Origin of the sequence: Sphingopyxis sp., assembly GCF_036675685.1 — a bacterium.
Taxonomy (GTDB): domain Bacteria; phylum Pseudomonadota; class Alphaproteobacteria; order Sphingomonadales; family Sphingomonadaceae; genus Sphingopyxis.
Genome location: NZ_JAKFEM010000017.1, coordinates 25,383 through 46,057, shown reverse-complemented (window position 1 = coordinate 46,057; position 20,675 = coordinate 25,383). Strand labels below are relative to the sequence as shown.

Genomic DNA, 20,675 nt, shown 5'->3' with positions numbered 1-20,675 from the left:
TCGCAATCTGTCTTACCGGTGATGTGACGGGAGCGCTTGGCCGCTAATGCCGTCGCTCCAGCCACCAGCTTTGCCGCCAGCCATATTGGCTGCTGACGGCTTCACCGGCGGAATTGGTCGCGGGCTTGAAACGGAAGCGTTCCTCTATGAGGCGGCAGGTTGTGCTGTCGAGCGACGCATCGCCGCTCGAGCGCGTCACGCGGCACCCCGCGACGCGGCCGCTGGGCTGGATGGTGAAGCGGACTTCGACCTCGCCGCCGGCCTTTGCACGGCTTGCTTCGCGGGGATAATCGCGGTCGCGGATCGTGCCGCTGCGCCACGCGGCTCTGGTGCCGCCACCCGTTCCGCTGCCCGCGCCGCCGGCTCCGGTGCCGTCGCCGCGCCCGCCCGCGCCCGACCCGGGGCCGGGCGTCGGCGTCGCACCCGCCGATGTGTCGCTGCCGGTGCCGGGGTGCGGGGCCGCCGCGACCGGCGGCGTGATTGGCGGCAGCTTGGGCTTGGGGGCGACCATCTGAGCAGCCTTGGCCTGTTTGTTCGCCGCCGAAGCCCTGCCGCTCGCCTTTTCGTCGGGGGTTTTCCGCGGAACGACTTGCGCTGGCGGCGGCTGCGGCGCCGGGATGGCGATCGCGGTGATCGCCTCGCTCGCCTTGCGGACGACGTCGAGATCGAGCCCGCTGGCCAACCCAAGTCCTACGGCAACGACGGCGATCAGCGCTCCGCCGCCGGACAAGGCTTTCTGTTGTCTCGAAATATGCCCCGTATAGGCCATTGCGCCGCCTCTTATCGCGCATCGCCGCGCACGTGGGCGACCTGTTTAGAGGAATTCGTCTAGCGTGGACATGAACCGGTCGAACTGGTCGTGGTGCAGCCAGTGGCCGGCATTTTCGAACTCGATCACCTTGGCGGTGTTGAAATACTCTAGACGTCCGTCGCGTTCGGGGTTCGAAGCCCAGCTGTCAGCGCCATAAAGGAGGAGCGTGGGGCAGGTGATCGCGCCCCACAGCGCGGCGATGTCCGCCTGCTGCATGTCGAAGGCGGGCCAGACGTTCAGATAATTGTCGAACTTCCAGCTCCAGCTGCCGTCTTCGTTGCGGCTGATGCCATGGACGGTCAGATGACGCGCCTGCGCTTCGGTCAGATAGGCGTTCTCACCCATCATGCGCGCCAGCGCGTCGTCGAGCGTCGCATAGCGGCGCGGCGTGCGTCCGGCCGCCTGACGCTTGTCGTCGATCCATTTGCGGTAGCGCTCGGCATAGGCCGTCTTTGCCCGCTCGGCGATGACCTTGGGCGACGGGCCAAGCCCCTCGATCGCGACGAGTTTGCGCACCTTGTCGGGATAGAGCCCGGTATAGCGCAGCGCGATATTGCCCCCCATCGAATGCGCGACGATCGAGATCGGCCCAAGATCGAGCTGATGGATTAGCTGCGCAAGGTCATAGACGAAGCCGTCCATCGCGTAATTGCCGTCGGGCGACCAGGCGCTGTCGCCATGGCCGCGCAGGTCGGGCGCGATGATGTGATAGCGGTCGCGCAGCTTTTCGGCGACCCAGTCCCAGTTGCGGCAATGGTCGCGGCCGCCGTGGACGAGCAGCAGCGGCGGCGCGCCGCGATTGCCCCAGTCGACATAGTGCAGCTTCAGCCGCTGCGAGATGAAGCTGTTCGAGGTGGGGCCGGCACTTGCCATCGGTTCGTCCTTGCTGTCTGTTCCAGTTTCAAAAGGCGACTGGTTCCGATCCGTCAACCCCGCATCGTCACCGGGCGCGCCGATAGGCAGAAAGCAAGGGAGGGAAGCATGACGACATTCCGGGATAATCTGCTGGCGGGCAAGACGGCCTTTGTCGCCGGCGGCACGAGCGGCATCAACCTCGGCATCGCCAAGCGCTTTGCCGAACTCGGCGCGAAGGTCGCGGTCGCGGGCCGCGATCCCGAAAAGGCGGCGCGTGCGGCGGCGGAGATCGGCTCCGATGCGATCGGCCTGTCGGCTGATGTCCGCGATTATGCAGCGATCCGCGGCGCGATGGAGCAGGTCGCGGACCGGCTGGGGCCGATGGACATCGTGATTTCGGGCGCGGCGGGCAACTTCCTTGCCCCGGCGCTCGGCATGTCGGCCAACGCCTTTCGGACGGTGGTCGATATTGACCTCAATGGCACCTTCAACGTGTTCCGCGGTTGCCACGACCTGCTCAACCGTCCGGGCGCCTCGCTGATCGCGATCACCGCGGGACAAGCGGTCAATGCGTCTGCGCTGCAGGCGCACGCCTGCGCGGCCAAGGCGGGGATCAACCAGCTGATTCGTGTCCTCGCGCTCGAATGGGGACCCGAGGTGCGGGTGAACGGCATTTCGCCGGGGCCGATCGCCGGGACCGAAGGCATGGCGCGCCTCGCTCCGGACGCCGAATCGCGGCAGTCGCATTTCGACCGGATCGCGATGAAGCGCTGGGGAGAGATCGAGGAAGTTGCCGAATCGGCGGTGTTCCTCTGCTCGCCCGCGGCGGGCTATATCACCGGCACGATCCTCGACTGCGACGGCGGCAGCCAGGTCGGCGACGCGTCGCGCGGCGATCTGGCGCGCGGGATGGCTTGATCCACTGGACGGTAGCGACGACCTCCCGGCGATGCGTCAGGAGCGATGATGCCTTGAATAACTCCGACGGCCGTTTCACACTTGGACGTGCCATTCTGACCGAGGAGTCTATCGATGATGGGTTTCATCATGGCGGCGACCATCGCTACCGGTACTGCTGCCGCCAGTCCGGCGCCTGCGGAAGCCTGCAAGAACGCACAGGGCGTCGTCATCAAATGCCCGACCAAATCCGTGGCCAGGAAAAGCTGCAAGGCGAAAGATAAGACCCTGCCGTGCGGAAAGGTCCGGACAAAAGAGACGGACGTCACTACCCGCTCATCCTACAGGTGGTGACGAAATATCCGGACGACCGCAGGCGTCAGATGCGCCGGGCGGCAGACGCCCAAAGCAAAAACGCCGCCAACCCGTTCGGGTGGCGGCGTTTTTAATGGTGGGCGTGGCAAGGATTGAACTTGCGACCCCTGCGATGTCAACACAGTGCTCTACCACTGAGCTACACGCCCATCCCTTGGGGTGACGCGCCCCCTAATATCCCCTGCATCGCTTGGCAAGCCCTTCGCGCAGGATCGCGTCGTTATTGTTGGCTCGACCGGTCGGCGCGCCCGAACAGCATGTCGACCTCGCGCACCAGATCCTTGAGGTGGAAGGGTTTCGACAGCAGCTTCGCCTGTGGCACATTTTCCTCGGCGCGCAGCGATACCGCGGCAAAGCCCGTGATGAACATGACCTGCGTCTGCGGCGCGACCTTCGCCGTATGCTGGGCGAGCTCGATCCCGTCCATTTCGGGCATGACGATGTCCGACAGCAGCAGGTCGAAAGTCCCCGAATCGATATAGGGCACGGCCTCGGTGCCGCGATCGACCGCCGTGACGTGATAGCCGGCGCTGGTCAGCGCCCGCGCCAGATACTCGCGCATCACGTCATCATCTTCGGCCAGCAAAATACGAATCATGCTGTAATCTGTCCCCCAGTCGCTCATATGGTCCCGCGATGCGGCCGGTTCCGGTCGGCTGCACCCTCATCGTGAAATCCGCCATAGCGCCAGAGATTTAACAAATTGACGTGGCACGCTGGATTCCTCCGGCTTTTTTTGCCACCCATCGCGCTATGTCGTCCCGCACCATCCCGCCTGCCGCCATTGCTGTCAACCGGCCGGCGATCGATGGGCCCGTGATCGTGTCGGTCCCTCATGCCGGGCGCCTCTATCCACCCGAGCTGCTGGCGGCGGCGCGAGTCGATCGGCAAGACCTCGAGCGGCTCGAGGATGCGTGGTGCGACCTGATCGCGGCCGGTGCCCGCGATTCGGGGGCGACAGTCGTCCACGCGCTGTGGGCCCGCGCGGTCGCCGACTGCAATCGCGGTGAGGGCCAGATGGCGCCGGGCGAGGTCGCCGTGCCGCTGCGTGCCCAATTCTCGGTGCCGGGGCGCAAGGAACGCGCCGGGCTGGGCGTAGTGCCGACGCGGCTCGCCGATTGTGGTCCGCTGTGGAAGCTGCCGATCGATCATGCCGCGCTGCACTGGCGGCTCGAATCCTTCCACCGGCCCTATCATGCCGCGCTCGCCGAGGCGCTCGCCGAAGCGCGCAACCGGTTCGGCCATGCGATATTGATCGATCTGCATTCGATGCCGTCGATCCCGCCCGGCCAGCCCGGCCATGGCGCGCGTATCATTGTGGGCGATCATTTCGGCGCGACGGCCGGCGAATGGCTGGTCGACCTGGTGATGGAATCGGCCGGACGATTGAAAGAGCCTGTTTCGCGCAACGAACCCTATGCGGGCGGGCATATCATTCGCACCCACGGCCGGCCGGCACAGGCTGTTCATGCGGTGCAGATCGAGATCGATCGCAGCCTCTACCTCACCCCCGACCGCTCGCCCGACGCAGGTCGGATCGCGGTGCTCGCGCGCTGGTTTTCGGATCTCGTCGCGGAAGCGGGGCAGACACGGCCCGAAGCCGAAATATTCCCGCAAGCCGCTGAATAAAAAACCACCTCGTACCGAAGTACGAGGTGGCCAGGGTCCAGGGAGGACGCGCCCGCGTCGATGATGACGGGGCACTCGCCGCGATGGAAAGGGGGAAAACCATAGCGGCGTAAGACGAATCTAGGATGTTGTGCGCCGACTTACAAGAAGCGACGGTGCAAAATCTGCAATATGCAGGAAATTGGTCGGGGAGAGAGGATTCGAACCTCCGGCCCCTGCCTCCCGAAGACAGTGCTCTACCAGGCTGAGCTACTCCCCGACCGATCTGCGCGCCGACCGGGGTCGCCGCGAAGGCAGGGCGGTCCTCTAGACGCGCAATCTGCGAACTTCAAGCGCCAATCGGCACATTGAACGCGATTGCTGCGACTACAGTAATTAGGCACGTCGAAAGCTGAAATGTCCGTCCGCAACGAAAATCAGATGGTCGACCAGATCGATGCCCATCGTCCGCAGGAAAAGCACCGCTTCCTGCGTCGAACGCATGTCGGCATCGCTCGGCCAAGCGGCGCCCGACGGGTGGTTGTGAGCCATCACCACGGTAGCGATATTGCTGTCCAGCAGACCGCGCCAGCACCGCGGCGGGATGATGCAGCGTCCGGTCGCATCACCGTCGGCGCGTTCGAACCGGACGAGGCGATCGAACGCATCGAATCCGGCGAGGAGCAAAGTTTCCCGCTCGTCGTCGAGCTGCGGGCGCAGCAGCTGGCGCGCCACCGCATCTTCGGATCGGCATGGCACAAATCCGGCCAGCGCCGCAGGCTCCGGCATTTTGCCGACAGGTTCGAACAGGGTCATTGCGATCCGCATGCCCGTGCGGAGTGCGATTCCCAACGCCGGACTGCCCCGCATCGGAGGCTTTGTGACGTCATCCCTGTTCGTGCCTTGTCCGTTCGCGGCGCGCGGCCTAGCAACAATGGGCAAAGCCGGGAGCTGAGTCTTGCCTGATTCCATCCATTATGAACTGCAATATCTCGACCTGATGCGTCGCATCTGGGTGGAAGGCGACGAGCGCGTCGACCGCACCGGGGTCGGAACGCGGTCGCTGTTCGGCGAGACGATGCGATTCTCGCTGACGGACGATGCGATCCCGCTGCTCACGACCAAGCGCGTCTATTGGAAGACCGCGCTGCGCGAGCTGCTCTGGTTCCTGACCGGCGATACCAATATCCGCCCGCTGATCGCGCAGGGCGTGCGTATCTGGACCGACTGGCCGCTCCACCGCTATCGCTGCGAAACGGGCGAGGATGTTTCGGCCGAGGCGTTCGAGGCGCGAATCCTCGATGATGCGGATTTTGCGAAGGTGTGGGGCGACCTTGGCCCGGTCTATGGCCATCAGTGGGTCAACTGGCCGCGTTACGAGGCGGCGGGCGAGGGGCTTTTCCGCCGCGCCGAGCAGGGACACAACCAGATCGCGGCGCTGATCGACGGGCTGCGCAGCAATCCGGGGTCGCGGCGGCATATCTTCACCGGTTGGAACGTCGCCGACCTCGATCGCATGGCGCTGCCGCCGTGCCACATGACCTATCAATTCCATGTCCGTAGCGATGGCGGCCTGTCTTGCCTGCTGTTCCAGCGCTCGTGCGATCTCGGGCTCGGCTTTGCCTTCAATGTTTTCGAGGCGGCGCTGCTCACGCGGATGATCGCGCAGCAATGCGACCTGCACGCGCATGAACTGGTGTGGACCGGCGGCGACGTGCATCTGTATCTGAACCACGCCGAACTGGTCGAACAGCAGCTGTCGCGCGTTCCCGATGGGGCGCCCAAGCTGCGCATCCTTCGCCGGCCTTCGAGCATTTTCGACTATCGGTTCGAGGATTTCGCGGTCGAGGCCTATGCGCCGCAGGCGCATATTTCCGCGCCGGTCGCGGTCTGATGGCCATCATTGCATTCGTATGGCGACCGTAATAATATGTCGCTATGTTGAAATATAACTAGGCGCTGATTCGCGCCTCGAAGGACGAGGATATGCCCGAGACGCCCCCCAAGGCGAATTTGGGGCGCCCGGCGAGCAATCTGCCGCCGCTGTCGCTCCATATTCCCGAGCCGCGTTACCGCCCCGGCGACACGCCCGACTTCGGCGATATCGAGGTTCCCGCGGTCGACGCGACGCCGCGGCCGAGCGAAGCGACGAAGCCCGATGCGATGCGCGAGCTTTGCTATGGCCTTGTCCGCGTGCTCGATTTCGACGGGCAGGCGAAGGGGCAGTGGGATCCCAAACTGACGCCCGAGCGGCTGCGCGTCATGCTGCGCTATATGATGCTGGTACGCGCATTCGACGATCGCATGTTCCGCGCCCAGCGCCAGGGCAAGACCAGCTTCTATATGAAGTGCACCGGCGAAGAGGCGACGTCGGTCGCCTCGACGATGGCGCTCGACCGCGGCGACATGTGTTTCCCCAGCTATCGCCAGCAGGGCATCCTGATCGCGCGCGACTATCCGCTGATCCAGATGATGAACCAGATCTATTCGAACCGCGGCGACCATCTGATGGGGCGGCAGCTGCCGATCATGTATTCGGCGCCCGAGCATGGTTTCTTCAGCGTCTCGGGCAATCTCGCGACGCAATATCCGCAGGCGGTGGGTTGGGCGATGGCTTCGGCCTCGAAAGGCGACAGCCGCATCGCGACCGTGTGGTGCGGCGAAGGCTCGTCGGCCGAGGGCGACTTCCACTCGGCGCTGACCTTCGCGACCGTGTACAACGCGCCCGTCATCTTCAACGTCGTCAACAACCAGTGGGCGATCTCGAGCTTTTCGGGTTTTGCCGGCGGCGAGCGCACGACCTTCGCGGCGCGTGCGGTCGGCTACGGCATCGCCGGACTGCGCATCGACGGCAACGATCCGCTCGCGGTCTATGCCGCAACGCAGTGGGCGGCGGACCGCGCGCGGACGAACAACGGGCCGACGCTGATCGAGCATTTCACCTATCGCAGCGAAGGTCATAGTACGTCGGACGATCCCAGCGCCTATCGTCCCGCCGACGAAGCGACCGCCTGGCCGTTTGGCGATCCGATCGCGCGGCTGCGCCAGCACCTCGAAACGCTTGGCGAATGGGATGGCGAGCGTCACGAGGCGCAGGCGAAGGAGCTCGACGATCTGGTCAAGACGACCCAGAAGCAATCGGAAAAGCTCGGAATTTTGGGCCACGGCATGCACCAGCCGTTCGAAACGATGTTCCAGGACGTGTTCGAGGATATGCCTTGGCACCTCCAGGAACAATGCGCGCAGATGCTCGCCGAACAGGAAGCGAAGTTCGGCCCTGACTGGAAGCCCGAATAATGACCGGCTCGACCAAAACCATGAACATGATTGAGGCGATCAACAGCGCGATGGACATCATGCTCGAACGCGACAGCAATGTCGTGGTGATGGGCGAGGATGTCGGCTTTTTCGGCGGCGTCTTTCGCGCCACCGCGGGCCTGCAGAAAAAGCATGGCAAGACGCGGGTGTTCGATACGCCGATCAACGAATGCGGCATCATCGGCGTCGCGGTCGGCATGGGCGCCTATGGCCTGCGCCCGGTCCCCGAAATCCAGTTCGCCGATTATATCTACCCCGGGCTCGACCAGCTGGTCAGCGAAGCGGCGCGTTTGCGTTACCGGTCGGCGGCCGATTTCATCTGCCCGATGACGGTGCGCACCCCCTTCGGCGGCGGTATCTTCGGCGGCCAGACGCACAGCCAGTCGCCCGAAAGCATCATGACGCATATCTGCGGCGTGAAGACGGTGATCCCGTCGAACCCCTATGACGCCAAGGGCCTGCTGATTGCGGCGATCGAGGACAATGACCCCGTCGTCTTCCTCGAACCCAAGCGCATCTATAATGGCCCGTTCAGCGGCTATTACGACCGCCCCGTCGAACCTTGGTCGAAGCACGCGGCAAGCGCGGTGCCCGAGGATTATTACCGCATCGAACTCGGCAAGGCCGCTACGATCCGCGCGGGCGAGGCGCTGACGATCCTCGCCTATGGCACGATGGTGCATGTGACGAAGACGATTGTTGAGGAAATGGGCATCGACGCCGAGATCATCGACTTAAGGACGCTGCTGCCGCTCGACATCGAGGCGATCGAGGCGTCGGTCAAGAAGACCGGCCGCTGCCTGATCATCCACGAAGCGACGCGCACCTCGGGCTTCGGTGCCGAGCTCGCCGCGCTGGTGCAGGAACGCTGCTTCTATCACCTCGAGGCGCCGGTCGAACGCGTGACCGGGTTCGACACGCCTTATCCGCACAGCCTTGAATGGGCCTATTTCCCCGGCCCGGTGCGCATCGCGACCGCGCTGACCAAGATTTTGAAGGACTGACGCCATGGCCCGCTATTCATTCCGTCTGCCCGACATCGGCGAAGGCATCGCCGAGGCCGAAATCGTCGCCTGGCACGTGCGTGTAGGCGAGCGCGTCGAGGAAGACGCGCAGCTTGCCGATATGATGACCGACAAGGCGACCGTCGAAATGGAATCGCCCGTTTCAGGTATCGTCGTCGAACTGGCGGGCGAGGTCGGCGACCTGATCCCGATCGGATCGACGCTCGCGGTGATCGAGACCGACGGTGACGGCGATGTCGAAGCGCCGCCGGCGGATACGCCGATTGAGCAGCAGATCGAGGCCGAGACGCCCGGCGCCGAGGAAGTTTCGGTCGCCGAAGCGGCTGAATCAACCCCAGAACCCGCTCGGGCTGAGCTTGTCGAAGCCCCGTCCTTGTCTTCCGAAGAGAAGAGCGGCCCTTCGACAAGCTCAGGGCGAGCGGGACATGAGGCCAAGGTTTTGGCATCACCCGCGGTCCGCGCGCGCGCCAAGGATCTGGGCGTCGACCTTGGCCAAGTGCACGCAGAGGGCGACCGCGTTCGCCATGCCGACCTCGATGCGTTCCTCCGCTACAGCGGCGGGCAGGGCTATCATGCGCCCGGCGCCTCGCGCGCCCGCGCCGACGAGCCGATCAAGGTCATCGGGATGCGCCGCAAGATCGCCGAGAATATGGCGGCGTCGAAGCGCGCGATCCCGCACTTCACCTATGTCGAGGAAATGGATGTCACCGCGCTCGAAGCGATGCGCGCCGACCTCAACGCCAATCGCGGCGGCCGTCCGAAGCTGACGATGTTGCCCTTCCTGATCGTCGCGATCTGCCGCGCCATCCCGCAATTTCCGATGATCAACGCCCGCTACGACGACGAAGGCGGCGTGGTCACGCGCTATGGCGCGGTGCACCTCGGCATGGCGACGCAGACCGACGCGGGGCTGATGGTCCCCGTCATCCGCGATGCGCAGGACAAGAATGTCTGGCAACTCGCCAGCGAGATCACCCGCCTCGCCGAAGCGGCGCGCACGGGCAAGGCGAAGGTCGAGGAACTGACCGGCGGCACGCTGACCGTCACCTCGCTCGGCCCGCTCGGCGGGATCGCCACGACACCGGTCATCAACCGCCCCGAAGTCGCGATCATTGGTCCGAACAAGATCGTCGAGCGCCCCGTTTTCGACGGCGACGACATTCGCCGCGCGAAGCTGATGAACTTGTCGATCAGCTGCGACCATCGGGTGGTCGATGGCTGGGATGCCGCGAGCTATGTCCAGGCGCTGAAGAAGCTGGTCGAGACGCCGGTTTTGTTGTTCGCGGATTGAGCGTTTCCCTTTTTTCGTCATGCCGGACTTGATCCGGCATCCCGCTTTGCAACGTCGACTAGCGGGACCCCGGATCAAGTCCGGGGTGACGAAGGTTAGGGCAATGGCGTCGGCTTAGAGACCCAAACCAGCGAAACTGGTCTGGTCGAACTTCAGCTTGAAGGTCACATAAGCACCCGAGCGCGAGAATCGCGCGTCTTCGAAATCGCGGTCGTGGAAGCCTGCGAAGTTATAGCCGAAGGTGATATTGGCATTCTTCATCGGTGCCAGCGTCACCGTCGGGCCGCCGGCCCAGCTGACGGTATCGGCGTCGGTGCCGACGCGCACCGTACCCGACGCCCCGACATCGAGATGTTCGCCAAGGTTGAAGCGGAAGTCCGCGCCAATCAGGTTCGACCAGCCTTTGACATCGTCTTCGCCAAAGCGGTCGAAATTATAGCGCGTTCCCCAGAAGAAGCCGACTTCGGCGCGTTCGTACCACATATTGTCGCCGCCCCGCCGTTCGCCGCGGTCGCCGAGCGGGGTCCAGTTGACCGACAGGCTGTTGAGCAGGCGGCGGCTCGTCGCATCGCCGTCGATCGTCAGTACGCCGCTACCGATGGGGCCAGGTTGGCCGGCGATCGCATCGCGAATCTTGTCCGAACGGAATTCGCTCTTGTTGAGCCACGACACGCGCGATGTGGCAGGGCGGTGCGCCCAGCTCATTTCGAACTGGATGACTTCGGTCGTCGGCGTCGTGCCGCTGCCGCTCGCCTTGGCGTAGGTGAAGAGTGCACCCAGCGCGCGGCCTTCGCCAAGCTGGCGGAGCCCGCCGAGCGTCAGGCCATAGCGGTTGGCGAGTTCGCCATCGCGATATTCGGCGCGGCCCGTCAGCGTCCAGCGGTCGGCGCGATAGGTGGCGCCCGCGCTGATCGCGAGGAAATCCTCGGTCAGTGCCCCGCCCGTGCCGAGGAAGCCGCCCGACGCGACCGGATGATCGACGTTGAGCACGTCGCGGGCACTGACGCCGCCGATCGTGCGATTGCCGTCGACCGACACATCGACCGACCAGCGTTCGCCGAGCTTCAGCGACTGCGACAGGCCATAAGCGGCGAAGCTGCGCGGGCCATATTCGCCGATTTCCTGGCTGTTCGCGGTTGCGAGCAACCGCGCCCCGGCCCAAGGCGCGAGGTCGAAACCAAGCCGTGCCGTCCGCGCCTTGATCGTGTCGCCATCGGCAATCTCGTAGCTGCCGACGAGATTGACGTCGCGGCTGATCGCGAAACGTGCGCCGAGGCGGTGCCGCGTCGGAAAGTCGACGCTGGCATCCTTGCCGCCCGGCGCGAATTCGGTCTGCGCGTCGAGTTCGAGCCGTTTGTTGAACAGCCGCTGCGTCGCGCCGAGCTGGACGATGTTCGATCGGTTGCGCGTGCCGTCGGTCAGGCGATCGTCGGCGTGGGTCAGCCCGGCGCGCGCGACGGTGGTGCCATTGTCATATTCGGCGAGCACGCGCGCGGCGCGACGGCGCGAGCCGACATCGAGATAATCTTCCTGCCACGCGCTGCCGGTCAGCGACAGCGTACGGGTCGCGCGCAGCCGTGCGTCGAAACCGAATTTGCGCGTCCCATCTTCGCCGCGATTGAGCTGGCCGGCACCGAAGCCCGACTCGCGCTCGCGGACATAGGCGAGGACGTCGATGTTGCTGCTGTGATGCTCGGCCTCAATCAGCCATGCCTTGGCGGTGCCGTTGGAGGTGCTGCCATTGGTCGCCTTCGCATCGCTGACCGCGAGCTCGGCGCGGACTTCGGTGTCGATATTGTGGCGATAGCGCGCGTCGACGCCGCCGAGGTTGGTTTTGGCGTTGCCGTCCTCGTCGTGGATGAAGGTCGCGCCGACGCGCAGTTTCTCGTCGTTCGACTGATAGCTCACTCGGCCGCCGGCGTTGAGCACGCGCTGGCCGACGCCGCCAACCTCATATTCGGCGACGATGAACTGCGGATCGAGGTCCGACGAACGGCTGAGCACGGGCTCGCGGAAGCGGATCGTGCCCGAAAGATAGTCGATGTCGTAATCGACATGGCGTGACAGGCTGACGCTGTCGACGATCCGCTCGCTGTGCAACCGGTCGCGCGTTTCGATGACGATCCGCTCGCTGTTCGGCAAAATGTCCTTCGCGCCGAGCTGGTACGGGCCCGTCAGGCCGTTGCCCTGGATCTCGTCGCGGCGGAAACGATAGGGCGTGTCGGCGACGAAAGCGGTCGCGGCGACGTTGCGTCCGCGATACTCGGCCTTGCCGCCGTTCAGCGCGCGCTGGTAGCGGGCGAGCTGCGGTTCCGAAATCCCCGTCTCGATGTCGCCGAACATCGCGTAGAATTGCGGGCGTTCGAGGCGCAGGTAGAGCTTGCGCACCGATGCCGCATCATAGCGCGTCTCGTTGCGGTCGGCGTAGACGGTGTAATAGGCGCGCGGGTCGATTACGCCGCCGAACCGCGCGTCGTCCTCGTCCTTGTCGCTGTCGTACGCCAGCGTCATCAGCCATTTGCCGCGCACGCGGCCCTTGGCATAGAGCGCGAGGCGCGCGTCGGCGCCCAGGTCGTCGAGTGTCTCGGCCGCCGGCTCCATCCGGTCGTCGAGCATATTGTAGCCGAGCGTGCCCGCGGCAAAGCCGACCACCGTCCACGGACGATCGCCCGGATCGAGCCAGGTTTCGATCGTCTGCTTGCGCGTCACCTTGTCGTCGCGGAAAGTGAAATCCATTGCGAGCGTGCCCGACGCCGTCGTCGGTTCCAGCTCGATAGTGGCGACACCGTCGTCGCCATCGATCTTCCACACCGGCTGGGCGCGCTCGAGACCCGCTAGCTGGCGCGCTTGCTGCGCGTCGGCTTCGACCGCGGGGTAATAGGGGGCAGGGACGTTGAAATCGCCGGTCAGGCCGGCGCGAACCGGCTTCCCGTCACGGTCGGTCAGGCGGACGGCGATCACCGGGCGCGTGACACCGTCGGCGATCAGCACCGAGCGTTCGCGGATCAGCGTCGCGCGCATCGGGGTGATCGAATAATGGACGTTGCGTTCAAGCGTCTCGATTGTGGCGCCGTTCGCGTCCTTCACCTCGACGACGAGGCGGTTTTCGCCCTCGCGGATTTCGAGCCCGCGCCACAGGCTTGCCGCCACGCTGCCGTCGGCCGACTTGCTCACGCCTTCGAAGGTCAGCGCGTCGGCTGGCTTGCCGTTGACGCGGAGCGATACCGTCTGGCCGGGCAAATGCTTGATCGTGGCGCGCACCGATTTCGAGCGCGGGTTGTGATCGGTGCCAGGGAAGAGCCAGGCGATGCCCGGCGCCTGACCCGCGAGCCAGTCGCGGCCCGCGCCGGCGGCTTCAGGGTCGCTCAGGATCGTCGGGGCTGCGATGGCGGCGGTCTTGGGCGCCGCGCGCGGAGCGGCGGCGATCGCGCGGAAGTCGGCGCGCTTCAGCGAACCGCCGCGACCCTCGACGAAGCGCGAGATTGCGCTGCCGGCGCTCTGCGTCGAGCGCGCGCAGTCGATCGCCTCGCGGTCGAGCGGCAGCGTCGACGGGTCGATCTGCACGACATGCAGGCCGGGGCGTACGCCCTCGAAATGATAGCGGCCATCCTCGTCGGTCACGGTGTAGCTACCGTCCTGCAGCATCACGCGCACCCCGGCGACACCGTCGGCCTTGTCTGGATCGACGCGGCACCCGCCATCGGTGATCCGGCCGATGATCGTCATCCGTTCGCCAAGCTGGTCGCGTTTGATCGAAATCGTCGCTTCGGCGATATTGCTCGTCGAACCGCGGTTATCGCTCGCGGTCGCGCGGTTGAGCGCGTTGCCCGGCTGCGCCGACACGGTGATTTCGGCGAGGTAGGTGAGCAGCGCCGAACGCGATGCCGCGATGGTGGGCAGGATGACGGCGAATTCGCGGCCGTTGGCGGCGACGTCGGCGGTCACACGCACGCCATCGACGCGCACGGTGTCGGCGCGCAGGCGCATGCCGGCGGGCAGGACGTCGCGCACGGTCACCGCCCCAGTGTTGCGGCGCGGGTCGCGGTTGGCGACCTCGATACGATATTGGATGGCGTCGCCGGGCACCGCGACCTGCGTCGAGGTCGTCTTGCGCAGGATCAGCGGCAGGCCGGGCTGGTCGACGGGAATGTCGACACGCACCGGCGCCGGGCTGTTGAGCATGAAGGGGTTGCCATAGCTCGCGCCCGTGATCGTGAACGGCAGGCCGTCGTCGGGGCGGCGCAAACCGGCGAGGTCGGCCGCGCTCGATTTCGACGGCGCGGCGTAGGGCGCCGGTGGTTCGACGATAAGGCGATAAGTGCCCGGCGCGACGAACGGAAAGCGATAATCGCCCGGCGGGAAATTATAGGTCGTGCCGCCGGCATCGGTCACGCGCTGGCCGGTGATGACGCTCGACGGATAGGCGGAAAAGCCGTCGTCGCCGAACACCTGCGCGGGCTGGCCGGTCGCCGCGTCGACAAGCGTGACGCGGCTGCCGGCGACCGGCGCCCCGTCGCCGCTGTCGAAGACGATGCCGAAGGGGTCGACAAGGAAGTCGATCGTCGCGAGCGCGACGAGGCTGGCGTCCGCCTGGTCGGTGACGCGCAGTGTCAGCGGCGCACCGGGGTTGACCGACAGGCGGCAGTCGCCTTGGACGACGGCCGGCGGAACGCCGATACTGTTGATGATGCCGACAAATTCGCCGCTATCGTTGGCGGTTTCGGTCAAGACGATCTGTTCGCGGTCGCCATTTTCGAGCTCGAGAACGACGGGCAGGGTGTCGCGCTGCTGCGGATCGGCATTGGCCGATGCGAGCGTGACGCCGACCACCAGCACTTCGCCGGCGCGGAAGCTGCCGGTGCTCTGGAGCGAGGCGGGAGCGGTCGATATGCCTTCATAAACGCCGCTGAGCGGGATCGTGCTGCTGCTGATGCTGCGCGCGCTCGCGCCCGCGCGGCTGCACCGGGTCGGGGCGAGCGGCACCGATTTGTTGCCGCCGCCATCGACCAGCCGATAGGTGGTGATTGCCGGTCGCTCGGGCGGGCGCGGCGTAACCGTCACGTCGACGCGGTTCGACAGCGCCTGACCGGGCTGGCCGTCTTGCGTCCACTGCGCCGAAGCCGTGTTCGTAATCACCTGCGCGCGCGCTGCCGGGATCGCAGGCAGCAGCGCTGCCGCGACCAGGGCGGTCACGAGGCCGAGATATTTTGTACCGATCGCCATGCAAGCCCCGAAGGGAGCAGCGGAGCCCGGCTTTCGCCCGACCACCCGCTGCTCCGTCCGTTACCCGATCAGTTGACGGTCGCGCGGAAGATGAGCGTGCGTGTGGCGCCCGCCGCAACGGCGGCGATGGTCCCCGAGACATTCGGTGCGGCATAGCTGCCACCCGCAGCGCCATCGGCGTTGCAGGTTCCCGCGGTGACCGTGCCGTTCAGCAGGATCGTCCCCGCATTGAACGTCAACTGGCCCGGGACCGGATCGTTGATCAGGACCGACGTCGCATCGGCACTGCCGCTGTTGGCGACCGCGATGCAATATTCGACGACCGCGCCCGGGATCAATTTCGGATTCGTTATGTTGTTGAACGGATCCGAAATGACGCGGCTGGTCTTGGTGACCGCGAGCGTCGCCGTCTGTACGGTATAATCGTCGTTATCGCTGTGCGACGCATCGCGCGCGATATCGCCGGTAACGCCCGCGGTATCGGCAAACACCGTGTCCTTGCCGGCGGTGTTCGCGCCGGTGGTTTCGGTGATCGCCGCGCCTTGGGTGCCGACAAGCGCGCCTTCGCGTGCTGTTGCGCGCAGCGTCACGCCCGCGACCGCATTGTTGGCGAGCCCGGCCGGCATATCGGCGACGACGAACAGGCGGATCGCCGTGTCGGTCACAAGCTCGTCGATATAGGTGACGAGCGCGTCGCCCGCATCCCAGCTGCCGATCGTGCCCGTCGCTATATTGTCGCGGTAAATCCGGACGTTATTGGCGTCGAATGTGTCGGTTCCGCCATGCGCCGCGGTGCCGCCGACGATCTGCGAGGCAACAAGCGCGAAGTCGAGCGCTTCGTTCGAGCTGTTGGTCAGCTGGAAGGTCGTGACGGCATTTGTCTGGCCGGGCACGGCGTTGGTCGTGACCGTCCCCACTTCTTCGACTAGCAGGTTGATCTTGCGGTCGACGGTGAAATTGTTCGACGCCGACTGCTGTCCCTGCGCGACGCCACCGACCTGATAGTCGACGGTGGCGGTATTGGTGATCGTGGTGCCCGCGGTCGTGCCGGCGGCAAAAGCCGGCGTGGCGGCGACGCTCGAAAGCGCCGTCAGACCGATGACACCCATATAAGTCAGCTTGCTGGTCATAGCTGAGCTCCTGGGCTTTATGTCGGTTGCCGTTTCCCCACCGCTGGCAACCGTTAAGCGGTTTTATTCATTCATCTATTTTACAACTCCCCGAAACATGAGCTTGCCCGTTCCGCCGACCGGAATCGGTTTCTGGAAGGCCCAGCGGATGTGCGTGACATCGGCCGGCTGCGCCGCGCGGCGCGTGCCGTCGGTCATCGGAACGGTGAGATCGGAAAGCAGTCCCCACTGCTTGCCGCCATCGACCGAAACCAGCGACCTTGCGTCGCCGGCATCCGCAAAGCGGACCGCGGCGGGCAGCGGGTTGGTGATCACGAATTTGTCGGCGGGCTGCGCGCCGGCGTTGCGATAGTTGAGCACGAAGACGAGCCGGTCGCCGGGGACGACGACCTTCGGTTCTTCGAGCAAGATCCGCTGCTTGCCCGCGGCGTCGGTCGAAACGCGTTCGACGAACACATTGTTGTCGAGCGCGACCTGGTTCGCGGCGAGCGCCTGGCCGGGCACAAAGGCGGCGACCAAAAGGAAAAGGGCGGTGCGCATGCGCATCTCCATCATTGGATCGTGGTACGGAAAGAGACGGTGCGGGTCTGGCCGCCGGCGACGGTGCCGAGCGCGACGTTGATCCGCGTGCCATTATAATTGCCCGCATCGGCGTCGGCCGCGTCGGATAGCCCACTGCCGCCGAGCGTGATCGAGCCGGGGACATAGCTGGTGTCCGCAGGGATATTGTCGGTGATCGCGAGGCCGCTGACCGAACCGCTGCCGGCGACCGTGGCGACGATCGTATAGGTGATAGACGCGCCCGGGATCGGGTCGGTCGTGCCGAGCGAATTGGTCACGGTCGCCGATTTGACGAGCGTCACAGTGGCGGCCGACACGACATACGCACCCGCGTCCTGCCCATCGGCACCGGTTGAGCCGACAACGGCATCGCCGCCGCCTTCGCCTTGCCCGGCAAAGCTGGTGCCCGGCGCACCGGTGCCCGTCCTGGCTGCGGCAACCAGGCTGACGATGCCGCGATTGCCGTCGACAACCGTTCCCGGTGTCGTCGCAAGGACGAAAACGGTGACGCTTTGGTCGGGATTGAGCGCGGGGTCGTTCGCGCCCGGTGTATAGAGCGTGTCGGTGCCGGCGTCGAAAACGCCGTCGCCATTGTCGATGTAGAGTTGCGTAACGACGGGGTCGTAATTGTCGCCACCCGCATTCGCGATCGTGCTGAGGCCGAAGTTCTCGACGCCGTTGCCGTTGTTGGTGACCGCGAAGGTCAGCACCTGGCTGGTCGCGCCGGGCGTCGTCGGAACGTCGGCGGGATCGCTCGAATCGACGGTGACATCGAGCAATTCGTCGACAAGCAGGTCGACGCGGTTCGAATCGACCGTCTGCGTACCGGCGCCGTTATCGAAGCTGGCGCTCGCGGTGTTGCTGATGGTCGATCCGGCGCGTGTGCCGGCGGCCTGGGCCTGCATCGGCAGCGCGAGCGCGGCCAGCAGGGCGAGAGCAGAACAAGAGGGAAGAAGCTGATGCTTCGCGCCCCCCACAGGCGCTTTCATCATCATTTTGACTCCGAACAGGTTGGTCCTTGGAGCCGTCATTCGCCGATAAAGGGAAATTTCTGGTTAAAAAGCAGGAAGAAACAGGCGTTCTGACCCGGATAGGGACAGAATGATCCGTAATCCGTCGCAAAACGGGGCGACTGGCGCGAAGACATAAGCTCGCGTAAGATGAGGCGGTTAACGAGGAGAGGCGGGGTGGCGGAAGACCGGGGGAGCAAGGACACGCGTCCGGCGCGTTCCAATCCGCTGCACCAGATCGAGGTCGACGATTTCCGCCGCGACCGGCTGCTCGCGGCGCTCGCGCTGATCTTCGGCGCCAGTTTCTGCCTTGGGTTGCCCTTCGCGTTGCAGGCGGGCGCCGAGTTTTTCCTGCCACTGACCGCCGCGATTGTCATCGCGATCGCTCTCGTCCCGCTGCTCGAATGGCTCGAACGGCGCGGCGTGCCGTCGGCGCTCGCCGCCTTCCTCGCGCTCGCAGCCTTTCTCGCGCTGATCAATGCCGCGCTCGCGATCATCGTAGTGCCCGCGACCGGCTGGTTCGCCCGGCTTCCCGATTCGATCCCGCGCATCCAGAGCAATCTCGCGCCGTTGATCGATTTTTATTCGACATTGCAACGCTTTGTCGATCGTACCTTGATGTCGGTCGCAAGCGGGACCGAGGCCACAGCACAGGCGGTAGCGGCGACCGCGCCGACGTCGGTCGTCGATTATTTCATCTCTTCGGCGCCCGCGGCGGCGATCCAGCTGTTCTTCGCGGTGCTGGTGATCTTTTTCTTCCTCGCCGGCTGGACGCGGCTGCGCAAGGGCACGATCCGGCGCCGCGGCAGCTTCGACGGCGCGATGCAGACCGCACGCGTGATCCAGAATGTCGTCGATGCCACCGCCGACTATCTGGCGACGATCACGATGATCAACGCGATTCTGGGCCTGACGGTCTCGCTGCTGCTGTGGGCGCTGGGGATGCCGTCGCCCTTCATGTGGGGCGGAATCGTCAGCATCTGCAATTTCGTGCCCTATCTGGGACCGATCGTCGCCGCGGTGCTGCTCGGGCTGGGCGGGTTGATGACCTTCGACGCCGTCGGGCTCGCGCTGCTGCCCGCGCTGATCTTCATCGGCGTCCATCTGGTCGAGGCGAATCTGATCACCCCCCTGGTGCTCGGCAAGCGCCTGACGATCAATCCGCTCTTGATCCTGGTGTCCCTGAGCTTCTGGGGATGGGTGTGGGGAACGCCCGGTGCATTGCTCGCGGTGCCGCTGCTGCTGATTCTGCAGACGGTGCTCGCATCGACGGGAACGCCAGATCTGGCGGGTTTCCTGTTTGAACACGGCACGTTGACGACCACCGACGAGGTCCGCGATCGATTAAATCGTACGCATGAGGAAAGCGACGGTTGACAGGTCGGGATGCGCGCAATATTGGCGCTGCTCCCAAGCACACGCGGGTGTAGCTCAGTTGGTTAGAGTGCCGGCCTGTCACGCCGGAGGTCGCGGGTTCGAGCCCCGTCACTCGCGCCATTCCTTCCATTTTCGGACGGAATGGCCACCGCGGCTTGGGACCATTCCATCACTGGAAATCAGGATATGGCGCGGCGCTTCAGCCGCGCCATTTCCCCAATTCCATCCAGCGCAGCAGCGGTTTCAGCGGCAGGATCCAGACGATCCCCGCGATGAGGTAGAAAATGGCCTGTACCAGCACGGGCCAGGCGCCGACCCACGGCGAGAGGTTGACGATGATTGTCGTCCACACCGCGATCAGCAGCAGAATCAGGAACATGCCGACGGGCTTGCGCCAGCTTGGCTGGGGATTGCCCTTGAAAGGGTCCTGGCTGTCCTGATTCACAGGCGGTCTCCACAGATGATGAATTCTTGTTCGGTCAGTACCGCATCGAGCGCGATGTCGGTCGATTCGGCGGGAACGGCGTCGATTTCCTGCACCGACCAGCCGACGCCGATCCGCATCGCATCGGGATGCGCCGCGAAATAGCGGTCATAATGCCCGCCGCCCTGACCAATCCGGCCGCCTTGGCGGTCGAATCCGACGAGGGCGCAGAAGATGAGGCTGGGGGTTGCCGAAGCCGCGGTATCCGCCGGTTGCTGCGTGCCCCACGGTCCCTTCACCAGCGGTTCGCCCGGTCGCCAGCGCCGAAAGTCCATCGTGTCGATGCGGCCCGCATGGTGGGGCAGGGCAAGCGCTCCGGCTTCGCCAAGCCCCGCAAGCATCGGCATGATATCGGGCTCGTCGCCCCACGCGACATAGGCGCCGACGACGGGGTGATCGGCGATGAGATCGGACAGCGGCGCGGGCAACGCGCGAAACGCCGCAAGCTGCGCCATGCCGTCAAGATTCGCGGCGAAATGCTTTCGGCGGAAGCGCAGTTTTTCGCGCAATTTCTGCTTTTGCTGAACCAGATCGGCGGACAAGTGGGTCATCGCCTCCTCTGGGACGGATCGGTTGGCGGGACCGCCGAGGTCGTTTGCTGGAAGATCCTCTGACGCCAGTAACGTCAGGTGGGAACCATGTGCGTCGGACCAGGGTCCGGGCAGGGACAGCTCCCTAGGATGATGTATCGCCTCAGGGATTTTCGCAAA

General features: G+C 65.1%; 18 protein-coding genes and 3 tRNA genes. 9 read left to right on the top strand and 12 right to left on the bottom strand.

The genetic code is table 11. The annotated features are described in order from the left end of the window. Positions 1 to 43: 43 nt before the first annotated feature. Positions 44 to 730 (bottom strand): energy transducer TonB, encoded by a 687-nt coding sequence (locus tag V6M50_RS07805; RefSeq protein WP_332817988.1) that lies wholly within the window; start codon positions 728 to 730, stop codon positions 44 to 46. Positions 731 to 814: 84 nt separating this feature from the next. Next, positions 815 to 1,684 (bottom strand): alpha/beta fold hydrolase, encoded by an 870-nt coding sequence (locus tag V6M50_RS07800; RefSeq protein ID WP_332817987.1) that lies wholly within the window; start codon positions 1,682 to 1,684, stop codon positions 815 to 817. A 108-nt stretch (positions 1,685 to 1,792) separates the two neighbouring features. On the opposite strand from V6M50_RS07800, the gene V6M50_RS07795 reads away from it, so the two are divergent. Further along, positions 1,793 to 2,584, top strand: coding sequence for an SDR family oxidoreductase (locus tag V6M50_RS07795; protein WP_332817986.1), 792 nt, complete (start codon positions 1,793 to 1,795; stop codon positions 2,582 to 2,584). 114 nt (positions 2,585 to 2,698) lie between these two features. Beyond that, a complete protein-coding gene (locus tag V6M50_RS07790; RefSeq protein WP_332817985.1) occupies positions 2,699 to 2,917 on the top strand; it encodes a hypothetical protein in 219 nt (72 codons plus the stop codon). A gap of 95 nt (positions 2,918 to 3,012) precedes the next feature. On the opposite strand, the gene V6M50_RS07785 is transcribed toward V6M50_RS07790, so the two are convergent. Together V6M50_RS07785 and cpdR are read right to left on the bottom strand one after the other, a co-directional pair. Further along, positions 3,013 to 3,087: transfer RNA gene (locus V6M50_RS07785), tRNA-Val, on the bottom strand. A 71-nt stretch (positions 3,088 to 3,158) separates the two neighbouring features. Next, a complete protein-coding gene (gene cpdR / locus V6M50_RS07780; RefSeq protein ID WP_332817984.1) occupies positions 3,159 to 3,536 on the bottom strand; it encodes a cell cycle two-component system response regulator CpdR in 378 nt (125 codons plus the stop codon). 155 nt (positions 3,537 to 3,691) lie between these two features. On the opposite strand from cpdR, the gene V6M50_RS07775 reads away from it, so the two are divergent. Further along, positions 3,692 to 4,567: an N-formylglutamate amidohydrolase gene (locus tag V6M50_RS07775; protein WP_332817983.1), complete on the top strand. Its 876-nt coding sequence runs from the start codon at positions 3,692 to 3,694 to the stop codon at positions 4,565 to 4,567. Positions 4,568 to 4,749: 182 nt separating this feature from the next. Here the strand turns inward: V6M50_RS07775 and V6M50_RS07770 are convergent. Together V6M50_RS07770 and V6M50_RS07765 are read right to left on the bottom strand one after the other, a co-directional pair. Next, a tRNA-Pro gene (locus V6M50_RS07770) sits at positions 4,750 to 4,826 on the bottom strand. A 116-nt stretch (positions 4,827 to 4,942) separates the two neighbouring features. After that, positions 4,943 to 5,374: a JAB domain-containing protein gene (locus tag V6M50_RS07765; protein ID WP_332817982.1), complete on the bottom strand. Its 432-nt coding sequence runs from the start codon at positions 5,372 to 5,374 to the stop codon at positions 4,943 to 4,945. Positions 5,375 to 5,504: 130 nt separating this feature from the next. Between V6M50_RS07765 and thyA the strand changes: the two genes are divergently transcribed. The 4 genes from thyA (at position 5,505) to V6M50_RS07745 (ending at position 10,180) form a co-directional block, all read left to right on the top strand. After that, positions 5,505 to 6,440: a thymidylate synthase gene (gene thyA, locus V6M50_RS07760; RefSeq protein WP_332817981.1), complete on the top strand. Its 936-nt coding sequence runs from the start codon at positions 5,505 to 5,507 to the stop codon at positions 6,438 to 6,440. A 92-nt stretch (positions 6,441 to 6,532) separates the two neighbouring features. Beyond that, a complete protein-coding gene (locus V6M50_RS07755) occupies positions 6,533 to 7,843 on the top strand; it encodes a 3-methyl-2-oxobutanoate dehydrogenase (2-methylpropanoyl-transferring) subunit alpha (protein WP_332817980.1) in 1,311 nt (436 codons plus the stop codon). 20 nt (positions 7,844 to 7,863) lie between these two features. Continuing rightward, positions 7,864 to 8,868 carry an alpha-ketoacid dehydrogenase subunit beta gene (locus V6M50_RS07750; protein WP_332817979.1) on the top strand — a complete coding sequence of 335 codons (1,005 nt, stop codon included), beginning with the start codon at positions 7,864 to 7,866 and terminating at the stop codon, positions 8,866 to 8,868. A gap of 4 nt (positions 8,869 to 8,872) precedes the next feature. Further along, positions 8,873 to 10,180: a dihydrolipoamide acetyltransferase family protein gene (locus V6M50_RS07745; RefSeq protein WP_332817978.1), complete on the top strand. Its 1,308-nt coding sequence runs from the start codon at positions 8,873 to 8,875 to the stop codon at positions 10,178 to 10,180. A 114-nt stretch (positions 10,181 to 10,294) separates the two neighbouring features. On the opposite strand, the gene V6M50_RS07740 is transcribed toward V6M50_RS07745, so the two are convergent. The 4 genes from V6M50_RS07740 to V6M50_RS07725 all read right to left on the bottom strand — a co-directional run bounded on the left by V6M50_RS07740 (position 10,295) and on the right by V6M50_RS07725 (position 18,089). After that, positions 10,295 to 15,403 (bottom strand): hypothetical protein, encoded by a 5,109-nt coding sequence (locus V6M50_RS07740; protein WP_332817977.1) that lies wholly within the window; start codon positions 15,401 to 15,403, stop codon positions 10,295 to 10,297. A gap of 68 nt (positions 15,404 to 15,471) precedes the next feature. Then, positions 15,472 to 16,533, bottom strand: coding sequence for a hypothetical protein (locus V6M50_RS07735; protein ID WP_332817976.1), 1,062 nt, complete (start codon positions 16,531 to 16,533; stop codon positions 15,472 to 15,474). Positions 16,534 to 16,608: 75 nt separating this feature from the next. Further along, complete coding sequence (locus tag V6M50_RS07730) at positions 16,609 to 17,073, bottom strand: hypothetical protein (protein WP_332817975.1); 465 nt, start codon at positions 17,071 to 17,073, stop codon at positions 16,609 to 16,611. An 11-nt stretch (positions 17,074 to 17,084) separates the two neighbouring features. Next, positions 17,085 to 18,089, bottom strand: coding sequence for a hypothetical protein (locus tag V6M50_RS07725; RefSeq protein ID WP_332817974.1), 1,005 nt, complete (start codon positions 18,087 to 18,089; stop codon positions 17,085 to 17,087). A 165-nt stretch (positions 18,090 to 18,254) separates the two neighbouring features. On the opposite strand from V6M50_RS07725, the gene V6M50_RS07720 reads away from it, so the two are divergent. Both V6M50_RS07720 and V6M50_RS07715 read left to right on the top strand, forming a co-directional pair. Further along, positions 18,255 to 19,481: an AI-2E family transporter gene (locus V6M50_RS07720; RefSeq protein ID WP_332817973.1), complete on the top strand. Its 1,227-nt coding sequence runs from the start codon at positions 18,255 to 18,257 to the stop codon at positions 19,479 to 19,481. 43 nt (positions 19,482 to 19,524) lie between these two features. Then, positions 19,525 to 19,601 (top strand) — tRNA-Asp (locus V6M50_RS07715). A gap of 79 nt (positions 19,602 to 19,680) precedes the next feature. Here V6M50_RS07715 and V6M50_RS07710 read toward each other — a convergent pair. Together V6M50_RS07710 and V6M50_RS07705 are read right to left on the bottom strand one after the other, a co-directional pair. Continuing rightward, entirely contained in the window at positions 19,681 to 19,926 is a 246-nt protein-coding gene (locus V6M50_RS07710) for a DUF2842 domain-containing protein (RefSeq protein WP_332817972.1), read from the bottom strand. Beyond that, on the bottom strand, positions 19,923 to 20,516 hold the full coding sequence (locus tag V6M50_RS07705; RefSeq protein WP_332817971.1) for a 5-formyltetrahydrofolate cyclo-ligase: 594 nt from the start codon (positions 20,514 to 20,516) through the stop codon (positions 19,923 to 19,925). The genes V6M50_RS07710 and V6M50_RS07705 overlap by 4 nt, the downstream gene beginning before the upstream one ends. Positions 20,517 to 20,675 lie beyond the last annotated feature (159 nt).

Excerpts from the sequence above, each read along its gene's own strand:
- V6M50_RS07755 (WP_332817980.1), top strand. The coding sequence starts at position 6,533 with ATGCCCGAGACGCCCCCCAAGGCGAATTTGGGGCGCCCGGCGAGCAAT.
- V6M50_RS07705 (WP_332817971.1), bottom strand. The coding sequence starts at position 20,516 with ATGACCCACTTGTCCGCCGATCTGGTTCAGCAAAAGCAGAAATTGCGC.
- V6M50_RS07765 (WP_332817982.1), bottom strand. The coding sequence starts at position 5,374 with ATGCGGATCGCAATGACCCTGTTCGAACCTGTCGGCAAAATGCCGGAG.
- V6M50_RS07730 (WP_332817975.1), bottom strand. The coding sequence starts at position 17,073 with ATGCGCACCGCCCTTTTCCTTTTGGTCGCCGCCTTTGTGCCCGGCCAG.
- cpdR (WP_332817984.1), bottom strand. The coding sequence starts at position 3,536 with ATGATTCGTATTTTGCTGGCCGAAGATGATGACGTGATGCGCGAGTAT.
- V6M50_RS07745 (WP_332817978.1), top strand. The coding sequence starts at position 8,873 with ATGGCCCGCTATTCATTCCGTCTGCCCGACATCGGCGAAGGCATCGCC.
- V6M50_RS07720 (WP_332817973.1), top strand. The coding sequence starts at position 18,255 with ATGAGGCGGTTAACGAGGAGAGGCGGGGTGGCGGAAGACCGGGGGAGC.
- V6M50_RS07735 (WP_332817976.1), bottom strand. The coding sequence starts at position 16,533 with ATGACCAGCAAGCTGACTTATATGGGTGTCATCGGTCTGACGGCGCTT.
- V6M50_RS07740 (WP_332817977.1), bottom strand. The coding sequence starts at position 15,403 with ATGGCGATCGGTACAAAATATCTCGGCCTCGTGACCGCCCTGGTCGCG.
- V6M50_RS07775 (WP_332817983.1), top strand. The coding sequence starts at position 3,692 with ATGTCGTCCCGCACCATCCCGCCTGCCGCCATTGCTGTCAACCGGCCG.
- V6M50_RS07750 (WP_332817979.1), top strand. The coding sequence starts at position 7,864 with ATGAACATGATTGAGGCGATCAACAGCGCGATGGACATCATGCTCGAA.
- V6M50_RS07795 (WP_332817986.1), top strand. The coding sequence starts at position 1,793 with ATGACGACATTCCGGGATAATCTGCTGGCGGGCAAGACGGCCTTTGTC.
- V6M50_RS07725 (WP_332817974.1), bottom strand. The coding sequence starts at position 18,089 with ATGATGATGAAAGCGCCTGTGGGGGGCGCGAAGCATCAGCTTCTTCCC.
- V6M50_RS07800 (WP_332817987.1), bottom strand. The coding sequence starts at position 1,684 with ATGGCAAGTGCCGGCCCCACCTCGAACAGCTTCATCTCGCAGCGGCTG.
- V6M50_RS07790 (WP_332817985.1), top strand. The coding sequence starts at position 2,699 with ATGATGGGTTTCATCATGGCGGCGACCATCGCTACCGGTACTGCTGCC.